Source organism: uncultured Clostridium sp. (assembly GCF_963515715.1).
GTDB lineage: Bacteria > Bacillota > Clostridia > Clostridiales > Clostridiaceae > Clostridium_AW.
Genome location: NZ_CAUPZS010000015.1, coordinates 24,542 through 43,012, shown reverse-complemented (window position 1 = coordinate 43,012; position 18,471 = coordinate 24,542). Strand labels below are relative to the sequence as shown.

28 protein-coding genes are annotated in these 18,471 nt (G+C 33.2%); all 28 read left to right on the top strand.

Features of this window, described 5'->3' with window-relative positions:
• Window position 1 precedes the first annotated feature (1 nt).
• Entirely contained in the window at window positions 2-400 is a 399-nt protein-coding gene (gene rpsH / locus RYO54_RS11555; protein ID WP_315118764.1) for a 30S ribosomal protein S8, read from the top strand.
• A gap of 22 nt (window positions 401-422) precedes the next feature.
• Window positions 423-965, top strand: a complete 543-nt coding sequence (gene rplF, locus RYO54_RS11550; protein ID WP_315118762.1) for a 50S ribosomal protein L6 — start codon at window positions 423-425, stop codon at window positions 963-965.
• A 22-nt stretch (window positions 966-987) separates the two neighbouring features.
• On the top strand, window positions 988-1,347 hold the full coding sequence (gene rplR, locus RYO54_RS11545) for a 50S ribosomal protein L18 (RefSeq protein ID WP_315118760.1): 360 nt from the start codon (window positions 988-990) through the stop codon (window positions 1,345-1,347).
• A gap of 18 nt (window positions 1,348-1,365) precedes the next feature.
• On the top strand, window positions 1,366-1,863 hold the full coding sequence (gene rpsE / locus RYO54_RS11540; protein WP_315118758.1) for a 30S ribosomal protein S5: 498 nt from the start codon (window positions 1,366-1,368) through the stop codon (window positions 1,861-1,863).
• A gap of 11 nt (window positions 1,864-1,874) precedes the next feature.
• Window positions 1,875-2,057 (top strand): 50S ribosomal protein L30, encoded by a 183-nt coding sequence (rpmD, locus tag RYO54_RS11535; protein ID WP_216439624.1) that lies wholly within the window; start codon window positions 1,875-1,877, stop codon window positions 2,055-2,057.
• 16 nt (window positions 2,058-2,073) lie between these two features.
• Window positions 2,074-2,514: a 50S ribosomal protein L15 gene (rplO, locus tag RYO54_RS11530; RefSeq protein ID WP_315118756.1), complete on the top strand. Its 441-nt coding sequence runs from the start codon at window positions 2,074-2,076 to the stop codon at window positions 2,512-2,514.
• A gap of 1 nt (window position 2,515) precedes the next feature.
• Window positions 2,516-3,793, top strand: a complete 1,278-nt coding sequence (secY, locus tag RYO54_RS11525) for a preprotein translocase subunit SecY (RefSeq protein WP_315118754.1) — start codon at window positions 2,516-2,518, stop codon at window positions 3,791-3,793.
• Between the two features lie 23 nt (window positions 3,794-3,816).
• Window positions 3,817-4,467, top strand: coding sequence for an adenylate kinase (locus tag RYO54_RS11520; protein WP_315118752.1), 651 nt, complete (start codon window positions 3,817-3,819; stop codon window positions 4,465-4,467).
• Window positions 4,467-5,219, top strand: a complete 753-nt coding sequence (map, locus tag RYO54_RS11515; protein WP_315118750.1) for a type I methionyl aminopeptidase — start codon at window positions 4,467-4,469, stop codon at window positions 5,217-5,219. Before RYO54_RS11520 ends, map begins: the two co-directional genes overlap by 1 nt.
• An 11-nt stretch (window positions 5,220-5,230) precedes the next feature.
• Window positions 5,231-5,512: a KOW domain-containing RNA-binding protein gene (locus tag RYO54_RS11510; RefSeq protein WP_315118748.1), complete on the top strand. Its 282-nt coding sequence runs from the start codon at window positions 5,231-5,233 to the stop codon at window positions 5,510-5,512.
• A 6-nt stretch (window positions 5,513-5,518) separates the two neighbouring features.
• On the top strand, window positions 5,519-5,737 hold the full coding sequence (gene infA / locus RYO54_RS11505) for a translation initiation factor IF-1 (protein WP_035306489.1): 219 nt from the start codon (window positions 5,519-5,521) through the stop codon (window positions 5,735-5,737).
• A 15-nt stretch (window positions 5,738-5,752) separates the two neighbouring features.
• Window positions 5,753-5,866, top strand: a complete 114-nt coding sequence (gene rpmJ, locus RYO54_RS11500; RefSeq protein WP_021122033.1) for a 50S ribosomal protein L36 — start codon at window positions 5,753-5,755, stop codon at window positions 5,864-5,866.
• A gap of 126 nt (window positions 5,867-5,992) precedes the next feature.
• A complete protein-coding gene (rpsM, locus tag RYO54_RS11495; protein WP_315118743.1) occupies window positions 5,993-6,364 on the top strand; it encodes a 30S ribosomal protein S13 in 372 nt (123 codons plus the stop codon).
• A 43-nt stretch (window positions 6,365-6,407) separates the two neighbouring features.
• On the top strand, window positions 6,408-6,803 hold the full coding sequence (gene rpsK, locus RYO54_RS11490; protein ID WP_315118742.1) for a 30S ribosomal protein S11: 396 nt from the start codon (window positions 6,408-6,410) through the stop codon (window positions 6,801-6,803).
• Between the two features lie 27 nt (window positions 6,804-6,830).
• Window positions 6,831-7,451 (top strand): 30S ribosomal protein S4, encoded by a 621-nt coding sequence (rpsD, locus tag RYO54_RS11485; protein ID WP_315118740.1) that lies wholly within the window; start codon window positions 6,831-6,833, stop codon window positions 7,449-7,451.
• Window positions 7,452-7,529: 78 nt separating this feature from the next.
• A complete protein-coding gene (locus RYO54_RS11480; protein WP_315118738.1) occupies window positions 7,530-8,477 on the top strand; it encodes a DNA-directed RNA polymerase subunit alpha in 948 nt (315 codons plus the stop codon).
• Window positions 8,478-8,507: 30 nt separating this feature from the next.
• Complete coding sequence (gene rplQ, locus RYO54_RS11475) at window positions 8,508-8,849, top strand: 50S ribosomal protein L17 (RefSeq protein ID WP_315118737.1); 342 nt, start codon at window positions 8,508-8,510, stop codon at window positions 8,847-8,849.
• Window positions 8,850-8,925: 76 nt separating this feature from the next.
• Entirely contained in the window at window positions 8,926-9,771 is an 846-nt protein-coding gene (locus RYO54_RS11470) for an energy-coupling factor transporter ATPase (RefSeq protein ID WP_315118735.1), read from the top strand.
• Window positions 9,756-10,619: an energy-coupling factor transporter ATPase gene (locus RYO54_RS11465; RefSeq protein WP_315118733.1), complete on the top strand. Its 864-nt coding sequence runs from the start codon at window positions 9,756-9,758 to the stop codon at window positions 10,617-10,619. The genes RYO54_RS11470 and RYO54_RS11465 overlap by 16 nt, the downstream gene beginning before the upstream one ends.
• Window positions 10,620-10,638: 19 nt before the next feature.
• Window positions 10,639-11,436, top strand: coding sequence for an energy-coupling factor transporter transmembrane component T (locus RYO54_RS11460; RefSeq protein WP_315118731.1), 798 nt, complete (start codon window positions 10,639-10,641; stop codon window positions 11,434-11,436).
• Window positions 11,437-12,177: a tRNA pseudouridine(38-40) synthase TruA gene (gene truA, locus RYO54_RS11455; protein WP_315118729.1), complete on the top strand. Its 741-nt coding sequence runs from the start codon at window positions 11,437-11,439 to the stop codon at window positions 12,175-12,177. It begins immediately after the preceding gene.
• A gap of 138 nt (window positions 12,178-12,315) precedes the next feature.
• Complete coding sequence (gene rplM, locus RYO54_RS11450; protein WP_315118727.1) at window positions 12,316-12,750, top strand: 50S ribosomal protein L13; 435 nt, start codon at window positions 12,316-12,318, stop codon at window positions 12,748-12,750.
• A 31-nt stretch (window positions 12,751-12,781) separates the two neighbouring features.
• Window positions 12,782-13,174, top strand: coding sequence for a 30S ribosomal protein S9 (rpsI, locus tag RYO54_RS11445; RefSeq protein WP_315118725.1), 393 nt, complete (start codon window positions 12,782-12,784; stop codon window positions 13,172-13,174).
• Between the two features lie 115 nt (window positions 13,175-13,289).
• Window positions 13,290-13,982: an N-acetylmuramoyl-L-alanine amidase CwlD gene (gene cwlD, locus RYO54_RS11440; protein ID WP_315118723.1), complete on the top strand. Its 693-nt coding sequence runs from the start codon at window positions 13,290-13,292 to the stop codon at window positions 13,980-13,982.
• A 126-nt stretch (window positions 13,983-14,108) separates the two neighbouring features.
• Window positions 14,109-15,086, top strand: a complete 978-nt coding sequence (locus tag RYO54_RS11435) for a GntR family transcriptional regulator (protein WP_315118868.1) — start codon at window positions 14,109-14,111, stop codon at window positions 15,084-15,086.
• A 51-nt stretch (window positions 15,087-15,137) separates the two neighbouring features.
• Window positions 15,138-15,548, top strand: a complete 411-nt coding sequence (mamA, locus tag RYO54_RS11430) for a methylaspartate mutase subunit S (protein WP_315118722.1) — start codon at window positions 15,138-15,140, stop codon at window positions 15,546-15,548.
• A gap of 47 nt (window positions 15,549-15,595) precedes the next feature.
• Window positions 15,596-16,984, top strand: coding sequence for a methylaspartate mutase accessory protein GlmL (glmL, locus tag RYO54_RS11425; RefSeq protein WP_315118720.1), 1,389 nt, complete (start codon window positions 15,596-15,598; stop codon window positions 16,982-16,984).
• Window positions 16,985-17,007: 23 nt separating this feature from the next.
• The gene (locus RYO54_RS11420) at window positions 17,008-18,456 is read left to right on the top strand and encodes a methylaspartate mutase subunit E (protein ID WP_315118718.1); all 1,449 of its coding nucleotides are present in this window, start codon (window positions 17,008-17,010) and stop codon (window positions 18,454-18,456) included.
• The last annotated feature ends 15 nt before the right edge of the window (window positions 18,457-18,471 follow it).

The window sequence follows — 18,471 nt, the reverse complement described above, 5'->3', positions numbered from 1 at the left end:
TATGGGAATGACTGACCCAATCGCAGATCTACTAACACGTATCAGAAATGCTAATGTTGTTAGACACGAAGTGGTTGAGATACCTTCTTCAAATATAAAGAAGGCTATTGCTAATATAATGTTAAATGAAGGATATATAAGAGAAGTTGAGGAATATAATGACGGATCAGTTCCAATGCTTAAGATAACTATGAAATATGGTTATAATAAAGAAAGAGTTATTACTGGTTTAAAGAGAATATCAAAGCCAGGATTAAGAGTATATTGTAGAAAAGAAGAAGTTCCTAAGGTTTTAAACGGATTAGGAGTTGCTGTAATATCAACATCTAAAGGAATAATAACAGATAAAGAAGCAACAAAGTTAGCAGTTGGTGGAGAAGTACTTTGCTACATCTGGTAATTAATGAACAGGAGGTGTAATTATGTCAAGAATAGGAAGACTTCCAATAGCTATATCAAACGGTGTGACTGTGACTGTGACTCCAGAGAATGTTGTTACAGTTAAAGGACCAAAAGGTCAGCTTACAAAAGCTATGCATCCAGCTATAACTATAGCTATTGAGAACAATTCTATAGTTGTAACTAGAAGTAATGATGAAAAGCAAAACAGAGCTCTTCATGGATTAACAAGATCTTTAATAAACAACATGGTTGTAGGAGTAACTGAAGGATACAAGAAAACTTTAGAATTAGTTGGAGTTGGCTACAGAGCTCAGTTACAAGGAAAGAAATTAGTATTAAATCTTGGATTCTCACATCCAGTTGAAATAAATGCAGTTGAAGGAATAGATTTCCAATTAGAAGGAGCTAATAAGATAATAGTTTCCGGTATCGATAAAGAATTAGTTGGAGATGTTGCTGCAGATATAAGAACGTGGAGAAAACCAGAGCCTTACAAAGGAAAAGGTATCAAGTATGATAACGAAGTTGTAAGACGTAAGGAAGGTAAGACTGGTAAGAAGTAAAATAAGAAAGGAGTGAGTCTCTATGTTTAAGAAAGAAAATAGAAACGAATCTAGAGTTAGACGTCATTTAAGAGTTCGTAAAAAAATATCCGGAACTCAAGAGATGCCAAGACTTTCAGTATATAGAAGTGAAAAAAATATTTATGCTCAAATAATAGATGACACTAAAGGAATAACTTTAGTTTCAGCTTCTAGCGTAGATAAAGAATTTGATTGTGCAGGAAGCAACAAAGAAGGAGCTAAGTTAGTTGGAGAAACTATTGCTAAAAAAGCAATGGAAAAAGGAATTAACAAAGTTGTTTTTGATAGAGGCGGATATATTTATCACGGAAGAGTAAAAGAACTTGCTGAAGGTGCAAGAGAAGCTGGCTTGCAGTTCTAAAAAGAGGGAGGGAAATAAATGAGAATAGATCCTAGCACTTTAGAGTTAAAGGAAAAGGTAGTTTATATAAATAGAGTTGCTAAGGTTGTTAAAGGTGGTAGAAACTTCAGATTCAGCGCTCTTGTTGTTGTTGGTGATGAAAATGGCCACGTAGGAGTTGGAATTGGTAAGTCTATAGAAATACCAGAAGCAATCAGAAAAGGAATCGAAGATGCAAGAAAGAACTTAGTAGAGGTTCCAATAGTTGGTACAACAGTGCCACACCAAATTCAAGGTGAATTTGGAACAGGTAGCGTTCTTATAATGCCTGCAAGTGAAGGTACAGGAGTTATAGCTGGAGGTCCAGTTAGAGCGGTTCTTGAACTAGCAGGATTAAAAGACGTAAGAGCTAAATCTTTAGGTTCTAACAATGCAAGAAACATGGTTAATGCTACAATTAACGGTTTATCAAGACTAAGAACAGTTGAGCAAATTGCTAAACTTAGAGGTAAAACCGTTGAAGAGATTTTAGGTTAGGAGGGATTGCCTTGGCTAAACTTAAAATAACTTTAAAAAAGAGTTTAATAGGTAGAAAAAAAGACCAAATTGCTACAGTTAACGCTCTTGGATTAAAGAAGATAGGTAAGTTTGTTGAACATAATGATACTCCTCAGATCAGAGGTATGATTAATAAAGTATGTTATCTTTTAGAAGTAGAAGAATTACAATAAAAGAGGAGGTGCGAGTATGAAACTTCATGAATTAAAACCAGCAGAAGGAGCTAGAAAGTCTCCAAAGAGACTAGGAAGAGGAACAGGTTCAGGCTTAGGTAAGACTTCAGGTAAAGGTGAAAAAGGCCAAAACGCTAGATCGGGCGGTGGCGTAAGACCAGGCTTTGAAGGCGGACAGATGCCATTATATAGAAGAATTCCTAAAAGAGGATTCACTAATATATTTGCAAAAAGATATGCAGCTATAAATGTAGATAGATTAAATATATTTGAAGATGGAACAGTTGTAACTCCAGAATTATTAATAGAAAAAGGCGTAATAGGTAAAGTTTATGATGGAGTTAAAATATTAGGAAACGGCGAACTAGAAAAAAACTTAACAGTTAAAGCTACAAAGTTTTCTAAAGCAGCAGCTGAAAAGATAGAAGCAGCTGGAGGAAAAGTTGAGGTGATATAAGATGATATCAACCCTACGTAATGCTTGGAAGGTTCCTGATTTGAAGAAAAGGATATTATTTACATTCTTTATGCTTATTCTTTATAGGATGGGAAATTTCATTTTAGTTCCAGGAATCAATCAAGAACAACTTAAAAATCTTGCCCAAGGCGGAGGCTTATTTAGCCTTTATGATTTGTTATCCGGTGGTGCTTTCAGCAGTTTTAGTATATTTGCTATGGGGGTAGTCCCTTATATTAACTCATCTATAATATTTCAGCTTCTTACCATAGCAATTCCATCTTTAGAGCAATTATCTAAAGAAGGAGAAGAAGGTAGAAAGAAAATACAAGAATATACTAGATATGGTGCTATAGTTTTTGGGGTAATCCAAGGACTTAGTACATATGCTATTATAGCTAGAGCTGGAGCATTACGAGATGGCTCGAAATTTAATATGTTTTTGATTATACTTACATTATTAGCTGCATCAACATTTTTGATGTGGTTTGGTGATAAGATAACAGAAAAAGGTATAGGAAACGGAGTTTCGCTTATAATATTTGTAAATATTATATCTAGATTCCCAACTACTATCTATCAAGTTGCAGCTCTTCAGAAAGCTGAAGAAGTTAACTTTGTTCAGGTAATTATGTTAATTTCGGTAATAGCTGCATTATTTTTGGTAACTGTAGTTGTGAGTTTAGCAGAAAGAAGAATTCCAGTTCAATATGCTGGTAAGACTATAAATGGAAGAGTATATAAAGGACAATCAACACATATTCCAATAAATATTGCTTCATCAGCAGTTATAGCTATTATATTTGCAATGTCTGTTATGGCTTTCCCAGCTACTTTAGGTCAATTTTGGCCTGAGTCAAAGGTATTTATGTTCATAACGGCTAACAAGTATAGTCCTTTTAAAGAAGGAAGCTGGTTATACGTTCTACTATTTTCTGTATTGATAATATTCTTCACATGGTTTTATACAGAAGTTACTATGAAGCCAGAAGAGATGGCAGAAAATATGAATAAATCTTCAGGATTTATTCCAGGAATTAGGCCAGGGGAACCAACAGCAAATTTCATTCAAAAAGTATTGAATAGAACATCATTTATGGGTGGTATATTTGCAGCAATGATTGCGGTAATTCCGATTATTGTAGCTGCTAAAACTCCTTTTAGTGGTATTCATTTTGGTGGTACTAGTGTGATGATTATGGTTAGCTCAGCCTTAGAAGCTGTAAGACAGATAGAATCTCAATTAGTTATGAGACACTATCAAGGATTCTTGAAATAAATATATTGTTGGAGATGGTTTAGTTGAAAATAATATTACTAGGTCCTCCCGGTGCGGGAAAAGGAACTCAGGCTAAGTTAATTAGCAATGAGTATTCTATACCACATATATCTACCGGGGATATATTTAGAAAAAATATTTCAGAACAAACTCCCCTAGGAGTAAAAGCAAAAAGCTATATGGATAAGGGGCAGTTAGTTCCAGATGAATTAACTATAGAAATTGTTAACGATAGATTACAAGAAGATGATTGTAAAAATGGATTTTTACTTGACGGTTTTCCTAGAACAGTATCACAAGCTGAGGCACTAGATAACTTTTTACAAGGGAAGAGCACAAAAATTGATAAAGCTTTATTAATTGAAGTTCCACATGAGTTTATTCTGGAAAGAATGACAGGAAGAAGAGTATGCAAAGATTGTGGTGCTAGCTATCATGTAAAGTTTAATCCTCCTAAGGTTGAAAGTATATGTGATTTATGCGGCGGAGAATTGATTCAGAGGAAAGACGATAGTGAAGAAACTGTAAAAGAAAGATTAGAAGTTTATTCTAATCAAACTGCACCATTAGTAAAGTATTATAATGAAAAGAACAATCTATGCAAGGTAGATGGAACCCTTGAGATAGAAGAAGTGTTCCAGAACATTTGTGATATCCTAGGGAGCGATAAATAATGATAATATTGAAAAATAATATTGAAATTGAATACATGAGGCAGGCAGGTAAAGTTGTAGCAGAAACCCTTGCAAAACTTGAAGAGGTAGTAAAACCGGGAATAAGTACTGCTGAATTGGATAGAATCGCAGAAGAGCTTATTGTTAAAAGAGGTGCTAAGCCATCTTTTAAAGGTTATTATGGCTTTCCGGCTTCTATATGCGCATCAGTAAATAATGAAGTTGTTCATGGTATTCCATCACGAGATAGAGTTCTACAAGAAGGAGACATAATAAGTGTAGATTGTGGAGCTATTTTAAATGGATACCATGGTGATGCAGCTAGGACTTTGCCAGTTGGCAAAGTATCAGAAGAAGCTGAAAAGTTGATAAATGTTACTAAAGATAGCTTTTTTAAAGGTGTTGAAAAGGCTATGGTAGGAAACAGACTTACGGATATTTCTTTTGCAATACAGCAGTATGTTGAAAGTTTTGGATATTCTGTTGTTAGAGACTACGTTGGTCATGGTATCGGAAGAGATATGCATGAAGAACCTGAAATTCCTAACTTTGGAAGGGCAGGAAGAGGCCCAAAACTTATGAATGGAATTGTATTAGCTATTGAACCAATGGTTAATATTGGTGATTATCATGTAGATGTAAAACCAGATAACTGGACAGTTGTGACCAAGGATGATAGCTTATCAGCTCATTATGAAAATACTGTGGCAGTTTTAAATAATGGTCCTGAAATATTAACATTAATTCAGTAGAGGTGAAAAGTTTGGAAGATAACGACCAGATAGGTAAAGTAGTCTACTCTAAAGCAGGAAGGGATAAAGATAAGTTTTTCATAGTTACAGGTGTATTAGATGAACAATATGTTTCCATTGCTGATGGCAGTTTGAGGCCTATAGAAAAGCCTAAGAAAAAGAAAATAAGGCATCTAGTTTTTACTAATACAATAGCTGATGAATTAAAAAATTTATTATTATCAGGCGATAAGGTTAGTAATTCAATGATCAGAAAAATTTTACAGTCTCACGACATGAATAAGGAGGTTTGAGACCTTATGTCAAAAGAGGATGTTATAGAAATGCAAGGTACTGTCTTAGAAGCTTTACCTAATGCTATGTTTGAAGTGGAGCTAGAAAGTGGGCATAAAATATTAGCACATATTTCTGGAAAGCTTAGAATGAATTTTATTAAAATTTTACCAGGTGATAAAGTTACTGTGGAACTTTCTCCATACGATTTAACTCGTGGAAGAATAACTTGGAGAGCAAAGTAATAAGGAGGGTTAGCTATGAAAGTAAGACCATCAGTTAAACCTATGTGCGAAAAGTGCAAAGTCATTAAAAGAAAAGGAAGAGTAATGGTTATTTGCGAAAACCCAAAGCATAAACAAAAACAAGGTTAATAACGTTTTAGGAGCGGCTGACGTTAGGAAGTAGAATATCTAATGGCCTAGAACTTTATATATATTTTTTAAAATAAGTCTATGAAAGATTACCTTATTTATATTTACCAGGAGGTGTAATGATTAATGGCAAGAATATCTGGAGTTGACCTACCAAGAGAAAAGAGAGTTGAAATAGGTCTAACTTATATATTTGGTATAGGATTACCAAGTGCACAAAAAATTCTTAAAGAAACAGGAGTAAATCCTGATGTAAGAGTTAAGGATTTATCAGAAGATGAAGTAAATGCTTTAAGAGATTATATAAATAAATATCTTAAAGTTGAAGGTGACTTAAAAAGAGAGATAGCTCTTGATATAAAGAGATTAGTTGAAATTGGATGTTATAGAGGAATAAGACATAGAAGAGGACTTCCAGTTAGAGGTCAAAAAACAAAAACTAATGCTAGAACTAGAAAAGGACCAAAGAAACTAGTTTCAGGTAAGAAAAAGAAATAAGCAGTATTGAATTATTGAATTACTGAATTAAGGAGGGAAAACGATGGCAGCAGCAAAAGTTAAAAAAACAAGAAGAAGAAAAGAAAGAAAAAATGTTGAGCATGGCTGTGCACATATAAAATCAACTTTTAACAATTCAATTGTTACATTAACTGATGCCGTTGGTAACGCACTTTCATGGGCAAGTGCCGGCGGATTAGGATTTAGAGGATCAAGAAAGAGTACTCCATTTGCAGCGCAGATGGCAGCTGAAACAGCAGCAAAAACAGCAATGGAACATGGTCTAAAAAGCGTAGAAGTTTACGTAAAAGGACCTGGAGCGGGTAGAGAAGCTGCAATAAGATCATTACAAGCAGCGGGATTAGAAGTTACTTTAATAAAAGATGTTACACCAATACCACACAACGGTTGTAGACCGCCAAAAAGAAGAAGAGTGTAATCTAAGCAATAGGAGGTGGAATAATAAATGGCAAGATACACTGGAGCAACTTGTAGATTATGTAGAAGAGAAGGATTAAAGCTATTCCTTAAGGGGGATAGATGTTATACAGATAAATGTGCTTTCGCAAGAAGAGGTTATGCACCAGGACAGCACGGACAAAGCAGAAAGAAAATTTCAAACTATGGATTGCAGTTGAGAGAAAAACAGAAAGCTAAGAGAATATACGGAGTATTAGAAAATCAGTTTAGAGCTTATTATGTTAAAGCTGATAAAAAGAGAGGAATAACAGGTGAAAACTTGTTAAGACTTCTTGAAACTAGACTTGATAACGTAGTATTCAGATTAGGATACGGTGAATCAAGAAAAGAAGCTAGACAGTTAGTAACTCATGGTCATTTCTTAATAAATGGCAAGAAAGTTGATATTGCATCATATACAGTATCAGTTGGTGATGTTATAGCTGTTTCAGAAAAGAGCAGAGCTACTGAAAAATTTAAGGGATTTGCTGAAAATCCAAAGACTTTACCAAACTGGTTATCAGCTACTCCTGAAAACTTTGAAGGAAGAGTAGTAAGTGAGCCTGCTAGAGAAGACGTTGATGTTCCTGTAAATGAAACATTAATCGTTGAGTTATATAGTAAATAATAGTATATAATAGTATATAGTGGAAGAATCAGTTGCCCTCAGATTAGATTAATTATTATATAAAAGGAGGGTTTGTAAATGTTAGAAATTGAAAAGCCAAAAATTGAATGTGTTGAAATGGCCGAAGATGGTTCTTATGGTAGATTTGCAGTAGAACCACTAGAGAGAGGATACGGAATAACTTTAGGAAATGCACTAAGAAGAATTCTTCTTTCATCATTACCTGGAGTTGCCGTTAATTCTATCAGAGTTGAAAATGTATTACATGAATTTACAACTGTTAAGGGTGTAAAAGAAGATGTTACTGAATTAATATTAAATATTAAACAACTAGCATTAAAAATGGTTGGAGATGGTCCTAAGACTATATATATTGACGTTAAGGGAGCAGGAAAAGTAACAGCTGGTGATATACAGACTGATGGAGATGTAGAAATTATCAACAAAGATTTACATATAGCTACATTAGATGATGATGCAAAGCTTTATATGGAAATGGTAGTTGATAGAGGAAGAGGTTATGTATCACAAAATAGAAATAAAGCAGAGGGTATGCCAATAGGAACTATCCCTGTAGATTCTATATACACTCCAGTTAAAAGGGTAAATTTCAATGTTGAAAATACAAGAGTGGGACAGATTACTGACTATGATAAGCTAACACTTGAAGTATGGACCAATGGAACTATTATGCCTGATGAAGCTATTAGCTTATCGGCAAAGATATTAATTGAACACTTTAAATTATTCATGAGCTTGACTGATCATGTTAATAATGTAGAAATAATGGTAGAAAAAGAAGAAGATAAAAAAGAAAAAGTTCTAGAAATGACAATTGAAGAACTTGATCTTTCGGTTAGAAGCTACAATTGCTTAAAGAGAGCGGGAATAAACACTGTTCAAGAATTAACTGAGAGAACCATTGATGATATGATGAAAGTTAGAAATCTAGGTAAAAAATCTCTAGAAGAAGTTGAGCAAAAGCTTGAAGCACTAGGATTAGGCCTAAAACAAGCTGATGAGTAATCATACAATGTAACGTAAGGAGGTATAGAGATGGCAGGATATCGTAAGTTAGGTCGTCCAACTGACCAAAGAAGAGCGATGCTTAGAAGCTTAGTTACTAGCTTTTTAAAACACGGAAAAATCGAAACAACTGCTACAAGAGCAAAAGAAGCTAGAAACTTAGCAGAAAAAATGATAACTCTTGGAAAAAGAGGAGATCTTCATGCAAGAAGACAAGTGCTTGCATTTGTAACTGAAGAGGAAGTAGTTAAAAACTTATTTGACAATATAGCTCCTAAATATGCTGAAAGAAATGGTGGATATACTAGAATGTATAAAGTAGGTCCTAGAAGAGGCGATGGAGCAGAAATGGTTATACTAGAATTAGTATAAAATTCCAGGGGATTAAGTATAAAATTAGCTTAGTCCCCATTTTAATATAGTGTTAGCCATTATGAGGTGTTTTAAAATGAGTAACAAGATGATAGAATGTAGAAACGTAGTATATAAGTATGAAGATGTAGCTAATGATACTTTTAGACTAGCAGTAGACAATGTTTCTATAGAAGTAGACAAAGGTGAATTTGTTGTTATATTAGGAAGAAATGGTTCAGGTAAATCTACTATAGCTAAACATATGAACGCACTTTTATTGCCTTCAGAAGGTAAGATCCTTGTTGATGGAATAGATACATCTATTTCTGAAAATGTTTGGGAAGTAAGAAAAAGAGCGGGAATGGTATTTCAAAATCCAGATAATCAAATAGTAGCTACCATAGTAGAAGAGGATGTTGCTTTTGGCCCTGAAAATATAGGAATAGAATCTAAGGAAATAAGAAAAAGAGTAGATGACTCTTTAAAAAGAGTTAACATGTATGAGTATAGAAAACATGCTCCTCATTTGCTCTCAGGTGGGCAAAAGCAAAGAGTGGCTATAGCTGGGGTTTTATCCATGATGCCTGAGTGTATTATATTTGATGAACCTACAGCAATGTTAGATCCATCTGGTAGAAAAGAAGTAGTAAAAACAATAAAAGATTTAAATAAAAATTATGGTATTACAATACTGCTTATAACGCATTATATGGAAGAAGCTGTTGAGGCTGACAGGATAATAGTTATGGATTCAGGTAAGGTGATTTCACAAGGTTCTCCTAGGGAAATATTTAGTGATGTAAAGACGATGAAAGAAACAGGGTTAGATGTACCACAAGTAACTGAATTAGCCTATGAATTAAGAAAAGAAGGTATAAAACTAGATTCTGATATATTAACTATAGATGAGATGGTGAATGCATTATGTCAATTAAAATAGAGAATTTAACGCATGTCTACATGAAGGGTACACCTTTTGAGAAAAAGGCATTAGATGATGTATCCATAGAAATACAAGATGGAGAGTTTGTGGCGTTAATAGGACATACAGGCTCTGGCAAATCTACACTTATTCAGCATATAAATGGATTATTAAAGCCTCATTCAGGTAAAATTTTAATCGATGGGTTAGATATAACCAAGAAAAATGTAAAACTAAGTTCGATAAGAAAAAAGGTAGGATTAGTCTTTCAATATCCAGAATATCAGCTTTTTGAAGAAACTATTGAAAAGGATATAGCTTTTGGTCCTAAAAATTTAGGCTTAAATGATGAAGATACTAATAAAAGGATAAAAAGAGCTATGAAAATAGTAGGGTTAGATTATAATGAGTATAAAGACAAATCACCTTTTGAACTTAGCGGAGGTCAGAAAAGAAGAGTGGCGATTGCTGGAGTAGTGGCTATGGAACCACAAGTACTTATATTAGATGAACCAACTGCAGGTCTAGATCCTAAAGGTAGGGACGATATTTTATGCAATATAGCTAATTTACACAGAGAGTATAATATGACTATCATTTTAGTTTCTCATAGTATGGAGGATGTTGCTAAGTTAGCAGACAGAATATTAGTAATGCATAAAGGTAGCTGTATATTAGATGGTAATCCATCATCTATATTTAAGGAAATAGATACACTAGAGAATGTAGGATTAGCTGTTCCACAGGTAACCTATTTATCAAGGGAACTCAGAAAAAAAGGGTTCGATATATCAGATGAAATATTTACTATTGATCAGGCTAAGGAAGAGTTACTTAGAATATTTAAACGTAAAACTAAAAGGTAGTCGTTAGGAGAGCAAATACATGATTAAGGATATAACATTAGGACAATATATTCCTGGTGAATCTTTTGTTCATAAACTAGATCCTAGAACTAAAATTTTAATATCTTTAATATTTATAATAAATTTATTTATTGTTAATAACTTTAAAGGATATATATTTATTATACTTTTTACGTCATTATGTATAGCAGTTTCAAAAGTGCCATTTAAGTTTATATATAAAGGTTTAAAACCTATATTTGTCCTTATAATAATTACAGCCCTACTAAATGTTTTTATGACAACTGGAGGGAAGGTAATTTATGAGGGGAAATTCATAACAATATATGAAGAAGGGCTAAAATTAGCAGCTTTTATGGTATTAAGGCTAGTGTTGTTAATTATGGGAACATCTCTTTTGACATTAACAACATCTCCAATAGAATTAACAGATGGTATAGAAAAACTATTAAATCCATTGAGAAAAATTGGAGTTCCAGCCCATGAATTAGCTATGATGATGACTATAGCATTAAGATTTATTCCTACATTAATCGATGAAACAGATAAGATTATGAAAGCTCAAATGGCAAGAGGAGCTGATTTTGAATCAGGAAATATACTTCAAAGAGCTAAGAGCTTAATACCGCTATTAGTACCATTGTTTATTAGCTCATTTAGAAGAGCGGATGAATTATCTATGGCAATGGAAGCTAGATGTTATAAAGGTGGCGAAGGGAGAACTAGAATGAAACAATTAAAGTTTTCATATAGAGATCTTATCGCTTGTATAATAATAGTTCTATTAATTGCCTTGTCTATATGGAGTAGATTTTAAATGAATAGAAATATAAAATTGCTTATAGAATACGATGGAACAAACTATTCAGGATGGCAAAAACAAAAAAATAATTCAAACACTATACAAGAAGCTATTGAGAGAAGCATCAAAAAAATTACTAAAGAAGATTTAGAATTAATAGGATGCAGCAGAACGGATGCAGGAGTTCATGCTAAAGGTTTCGTGGCTAATTTTTTTACAAGCAGCAACATTTCAGGAGAAAAGTTTAAGTATGCAATAAATAGTAAATTGCCAGAAGATATTATTATAATAGATTCAGAAGAAGTGGATTTACAATTTCATTCTAGATATAGCTGTAAAAGCAAAAAATATATATACAAGATACTAAACAGACAATGCCCTTCTCCTATAGAAAGAAATTATGCACACCATGTGAGAAATGAACTAAATATAGTAAGCATGAATGAAGCTGCTAAATATTTTATAGGAACCCATGACTTTACTTCATTTAAGAATATAGGAAGTAGTGTTAAAACTTCTGTCAGAACTATTATGGATGCTCAAGTATTCAAACAAGAAGAAAATATTATATTTAGTATTACGGGAGATGGGTTTTTATATAACATGATTAGAATTATAACTGGCACTTTGATACAGGTTGGAATGGGTAAAAAAAATCCTCAAGATATCATTGATATCTTAGCTTCAAAGGATAGGCAAAAGGCTGGGAAAGCAGCTCCAGCTAATGGATTATACTTAGATAAAGTTTTTTACTAAAGAAGCGAATTTAATTGACACGCCAGGTCGATTGTATTATAATATAAATGTTTGTATTTAGATTATAAGAGATCCACTAGCCCCGGATCTTTATATAGAACGAATGTGTTTATGTAATTAGTTCAAGGAGGGAAAAAGATGAAATCATACATTGCAAAACCACTAGAAGTTGAGAGAAAATGGTATGTCGTTGATGCTGCTGGAAAACCACTAGGAAGAGTAGCAAGCCAAGTTGCATCAATATTAAGAGGAAAAAATAAACCAACATTTACACCACATGTAGATACTGGAGATTATGTTATCATTATAAATGCTGAGAAAGTTGTTTTAACTGGAAAGAAATTAGATCAAAAAATGTTAAGACATCACTCATTATATCCAGGTGGATTAAAAGAAGTTCCATATAAGGAAGCAATAGCTAAGAAACCTGAATTTGTATTTGAAGAAGCTGTTAGGAGAATGCTTCCAAAAGGACCACTTGGAAGACAAATGGCTAAGAAATTAAAGGTATATAGAGGAACAGAACATAACCACGAAGCTCAAAAACCAGAAGTATTAGAATTAAAATACTAATTAAGAAGAGCTGGAAGAAGGAGGAATGGAAATGGCAAAGGTTCAGTATTTAGGAACTGGAAGAAGAAAGCAAGCTATAGCTAGAGTAAGACTTGTACCTGGTGAAGGTAAAGTAACAATAAATAAAAGAGACATAGAAAATTATTTTGGGTTAGAAACTTTAAGAGTTATAGTAAATCAACCATTAGTTTTAACTGGAAACAAAGAAAAATTTGACGTTATAGTAAATGTTTATGGTGGTGGATTTACAGGTCAGGCTGGAGCAATAAGACATGGCATAACAAGAGCTTTAATTAAATCTGATGAAACTTTAAAACCAGAGTTAAAGAAAGCTGGATTCGTAACAAGAGACCCAAGAATGAAGGAAAGAAAGAAATATGGTCTTAAGGGAGCAAGAAGATCACCACAGTTCTCAAAGAGATAATTTTGGAAAATGGAGAGGTTTATACCTCTCTTTTTTTATGCCTTCAATAATAAATTTATATAATAAAAAAATATATAAATGAGAACACTATTTAGTATTATTGGAGGTGGCTAAAATGTTTGTAAAAAATAAAAAAATAGTATTTGTAACGATAATAATTGTATTTACAATAATGTTAGCTTACAATATGCAAGCTAAAACAAAGGTTATAGACCAAGAAGAACGTATAATATTAATAGACCCAGGTCACGGAGGAATTGATGGAGGTGCAGTATCACCCAATGGAACTATAGAAAAAGATATAAATTTAAGTATAAGTTTGATGTTAAAAGAAGAACTTCAAAAGCGTGGATATAAAGTTGCCATGACAAGAGAAGAAGATAATGGATTGAATGGAGAAAAAGGAACAGTAAGGGAAAAAAAGATTGAGGATTTAAATAACAGATGTAAAATGAAAAAAGAAAGCAATTGTAGTATGTTTATCAGTGTTCATCTAAATATTTTTCCTCAAAGTAAATATTATGGTGCTCAAGTTTGGTATTCAGGCAATGATAACAGCAAAAAATTGGCCTCATTGATTCAGTCCAATTTTAAACAGAATTTAGATCAAACTAATAACAGAATGGAGAAGGCTGCAAACAATGATTATAAAATATTACGCGGAGTGGATGAGATTCCATCTGTAATAGTAGAATGTGGTTTTTTATCCAACTATGAAGAAGAAAAGAAGCTAAAAGATAGAGATTATCAGCTTAAAATAGCGCAAATAATTGCAGATTCCGTCAATGAATACTATAATAATAACTAAATAAACAAAAAATTAAAAAAAATTTATCTTTTTTAAAAATATATTGATATTGGATGAAGGTTATGTTATTATTAATTTGGTTAATGGATTAGTCCATTAGGCAACTTTACTTATAAGCTTTTGGGAGTGATTTATATTCAGATTTCGATAGATAAAGGAAATAAAGTACCTTTATATTTACAGGTTAAAAAGCAGATAATGGACTTAATTAAAGATGGAGCCTTAAAAGTAGGATTTAAAATGCCAACAGAGAGAGAACTATCTGAAAAGCTTCAAATAAGTAGAAATACAGTAAGTACGGCTTATAGAGAGTTAGAAGGAGAGGGCGTTCTTAAATCATATCAAGGAAGAGGTACATTTGTAGCTGAAGAAGTTAAGCTATGGAAAGATGAAGATATTAAAGAGAAAATTAATAAATTTGTAGATTTAGCCTTTGAGGAAGCCATTGAATATGGTATAGATGCAGAAGAATTTATTGAGATAGTAACAGACAGAATAGAAGAGAAAAGAAAGTTAATCGACGAAATAAGCGGGTTATATGTGGAATGCAATATAGAACAATCTAAAATTTTTGCCAAACAGTTAAAAGAAAGAACCAATATAGATTTTAAACCAGTTACAGTAAACGATTTAAAATCTATGGCGCAAAAAACTGAAGAGTTATTAGAAAAGTGTCAGATTATTATTACGACATTTAACCATGTAAACGAAGTCAGAAGATTTACTAGAAATTATAATAAAAAAGTATTGGGTGTTGCTATTACTCCAAACTTAGAAACTATAGTTAGAATCGCAAGATTCCCAATTGGAACTAAGTTTGCTTTTATCTGTATATCAGAAGAATTTAAGTTTAAAGTTAGAGATGCATTGGAAAAGGCTGGATTATCAAATATAAATATTGAATACACTAATTCAGTAGACAAGAAAGAATTAGCCGGAATTGTAAAAGATTCTGACGTAATAATAGTTTCTCCTGGGAGATACAAAGATGTTTATGAATTAGATTATGAAGAAAAAGAAATAATAGATTTTTTATATAATTTAGACGATGGATCTGTAAAAGCACTAAAATCAAAGTTGCTAGAAATTAAATACTCAAAATAAGCTTGTGATAAAATATATAATATATATTAATTTATCTAGGAGGTTTTAGAGATGGAAAAAAAGACAATTGTCCTTGGAGTAATTGGTTCAGACTGTCATGCAGTTGGTAACAAAATATTAGACCACTCATTTACAAATGCAGGCTTCAATGTTATTAACATAGGAGTTTTATCAGCACAGGAAGACTTTATCAATGCTGCTATAGAAACTAAAGCAGAAGCTATTTTAGTATCATCCCTATATGGACAGGGAGAAATTGACTGTAAAGGTTTAAGACAGAAATGCGATGAAGCAGGATTAAAAGACATAATCCTTTATGTAGGTGGAAACATAGTTGTTGGAAAACAAAACTGGCCAGACGTTGAACAAAGATTCTTAGACATGGGATTCAACAGAGTATATGCGCCAGGAACAGCTCCAGAAGTTGGAATTGAACATTTAAAAGAAGATTTTAGACTATAATAAAAATTTAAGAGCTGTATTTTGCAGTTGTTTAGGAGTTGATTAAGGTGGATGCTTATTTGCTTTTAGACTTTGGTAGCACCTACACAAAACTTACTGCAGTTGATATCGAAAATGAAGAAATATTAGCTACAGCAAAAGACATAACAACTATTGAAAGCGACATAATGGTTGGATTTAACAATGCATATGGAGCGCTAATGAAGCAATTAGAAGGCAATGAAGTTAATTTTGTTAAAAAATTAGCATGCTCTTCTGCTGCTGGTGGATTAAAGATGATAGCTGTTGGACTAGTTCCAGATTTGACTGCTGAAGCTGCAAAAAGGGCTGCCCTTGGAGCAGGAGCAAGAGTATTAAATGTTTATAGTTATGAATTAACTAATAAAGAAGTTGAGGAAATTAAAAACTCAAATCTTGATATAATACTTTTAGCTGGTGGTACAGATGGTGGAAACAAAGAATGTATAATTCACAATGCAAAAATGTTAGCCAAACATGGCGTTAACCTGCCAATTGTAGTTGCTGGAAATAAAATAGCAAATGATGAAATAACTGAAATATTTGACGAAGCTGGTATGTTTTACAGGATTACTGATAATGTAATGCCAAAGCTAAACGTTTTAAATGTAGAACCTGCAAGGGAAGAAATTAGACAAATATTTATGAAAAGAATAGTAGAAGCAAAAGGTATGGGTAATGCTGAAAGTTTTATTAGCGGAATTCTTATGCCAACTCCAGCGGCAGTGTTAAAAGCAGCTAGAGTGCTTTCAGAAGGTACTGATAAGGAAGACGGTGTAGGAGACTTAGTGGTAGTAGACATTGGAGGTGCTACTACAGATATACACTCAATTGCTGATGGTGAGCCATCGAAACCAGGTGTTACGCTAAGAGGACTTGAAGAACCTTTTGCAAAAAGAACTGTTGAAGGAGACCTTGGAATGAGATATTCTGCAGTTTCACTATGGGAAGCTGCAGGAACAAGAAAAGTTCAAAAATACTTATGTGACCCATCAATAGATGTGGAAGCAAGTTGTAAATTTAGAGCTGAGAATATAAGAATGGTTCCTCAATCAGAAGAAGAAATAAAATTTGATGAGACTATGGCGAAGATTGCTACTGATATGGCTATGGAAAGACATGTAGGATATATAGAAAGTATGTATACCCCAATGGGAGTCCTTTATAGTCAAATTGGTAAGGACTTATTGAATGTGAAGTGCTTAATTGGTACTGGTGGAGTGTTAATACACAGTAAAACACCAGGAGATATATTGAAAGCTGGAACATTTGATATGACTAACCCTACTCATTTAAAACCACAGAATCCTGATTGTTTAATAGACAAAACTTATATTTTGTCTGCTATGGGGCTTTTAGCTGAGGACCATCCAGAAAAAGCTATTAGAATAATGAAAAAATACTTAATTAAGGTTTAAAGTTTGATAGGAGGGAATTTCAAGTGGAACTTAAGAATAAAAAATGGACAGATGAGCAGTTTTTTAAAGAAAGAGAAGAAGTATTAAAACAGTGGCCAACAGGTAAAGACGTAGACTTACAGGAAGCTGTAGATTACTTAAAGAAAATACCTACAGAAAAGAATTTTGCTGAAAAATTAGTAAGAGCAAAAGAAGCGGGAATAACTTTAGCTCAGCCAAGAGCAGGTGTTGCATTACTTGATGAACATATTACATTATTAAAACATTTACAAGATGAAGGTGGAGCAGATTTACTACCTTCAACAATCGATGCATACACAAGACAAAATAGATATGAAGAATGTGAAATAGGTATTCAAGAAAGTATAAAAGCTGGAAGATCCTTATTAAATGGTTTCCCAGGGGTTAACCACGGTGTTCAAGGTTGTAGAAAGGTTTTAGAAGCAGTTGACTTACCACTACAAATAAGACACGGCACACCAGATGCAAGATTACTTGCTGAAATAATGACTGCTGGTGGATACACTTCAAATGAAGGTGGCGGTATCTCCTACAATATTCCATACGCTAAGTCAGTTCCAATAGATAAATGTTTAAGAGATTGGCAGTATTGTGATAGACTTGTTGGTTTCTATGAAGAACAAGGAGTTCACATTAACAGAGAACCATTTGGACCATTAACTGGAACATTAGTACCACCATCAATGTCAAATGCAGTAGGAATTACAGAAGCATTACTTGCTGCTGAGCAGGGAGTTAAAAACATCACTGTTGGATACGGTGAATGTGGAAATATGATTCAAGATATAGCTGCATTAAGATGTTTAGAAGAACAAACTAATGAATACTTAAAAGCTTACGGATACAACGATGTAATCGTAACAACAGTATTCCATCAGTGGATGGGTGGATTCCCACAAGATGAAAGTAAGGCATTTGGAGTTATCGTAACAGCTACAACAATAGCTTCATTAGCAGGAGCTACTAAAGTTATAGTTAAGACTCCACACGAAGCTATCGGTATACCAACAAAAGAAGCTAATGCTTCTGGAATCAAGGCTACAAAGATGGCATTAAACATGTTAGAAGGACAAAGAATGCCAATGTCAAAAGAATTAGAAACTGAAATGGCTTTAATTAAAGCAGAAACTAAGTGCATACTTGACAAAGTATATGAATTAGGAAAAGGCGATTTAGCTGTTGGTGTTGTTAAGGCATTTGAAACTGGTGTTATGGATATACCATTCGGACCAAGCAAATACAATGCAGGTAAAATGTTACCAGTAAGAGATAACCTAGGTTGCGTTAGATACTTAGAATTTGGTAATATTCCATTTACTGAAGAATTAAAGAACTACAACAGAGAAAGATTAGCTGAAAGAGCTAAAGTTGAAGGAAGAGAAGTAAGCTTCCAAATGGTTATAGATGATATCTTCGCTGTTGGTAAGGGAAGACTTATAGGAAGACCATAATATAAAATTCTCTGA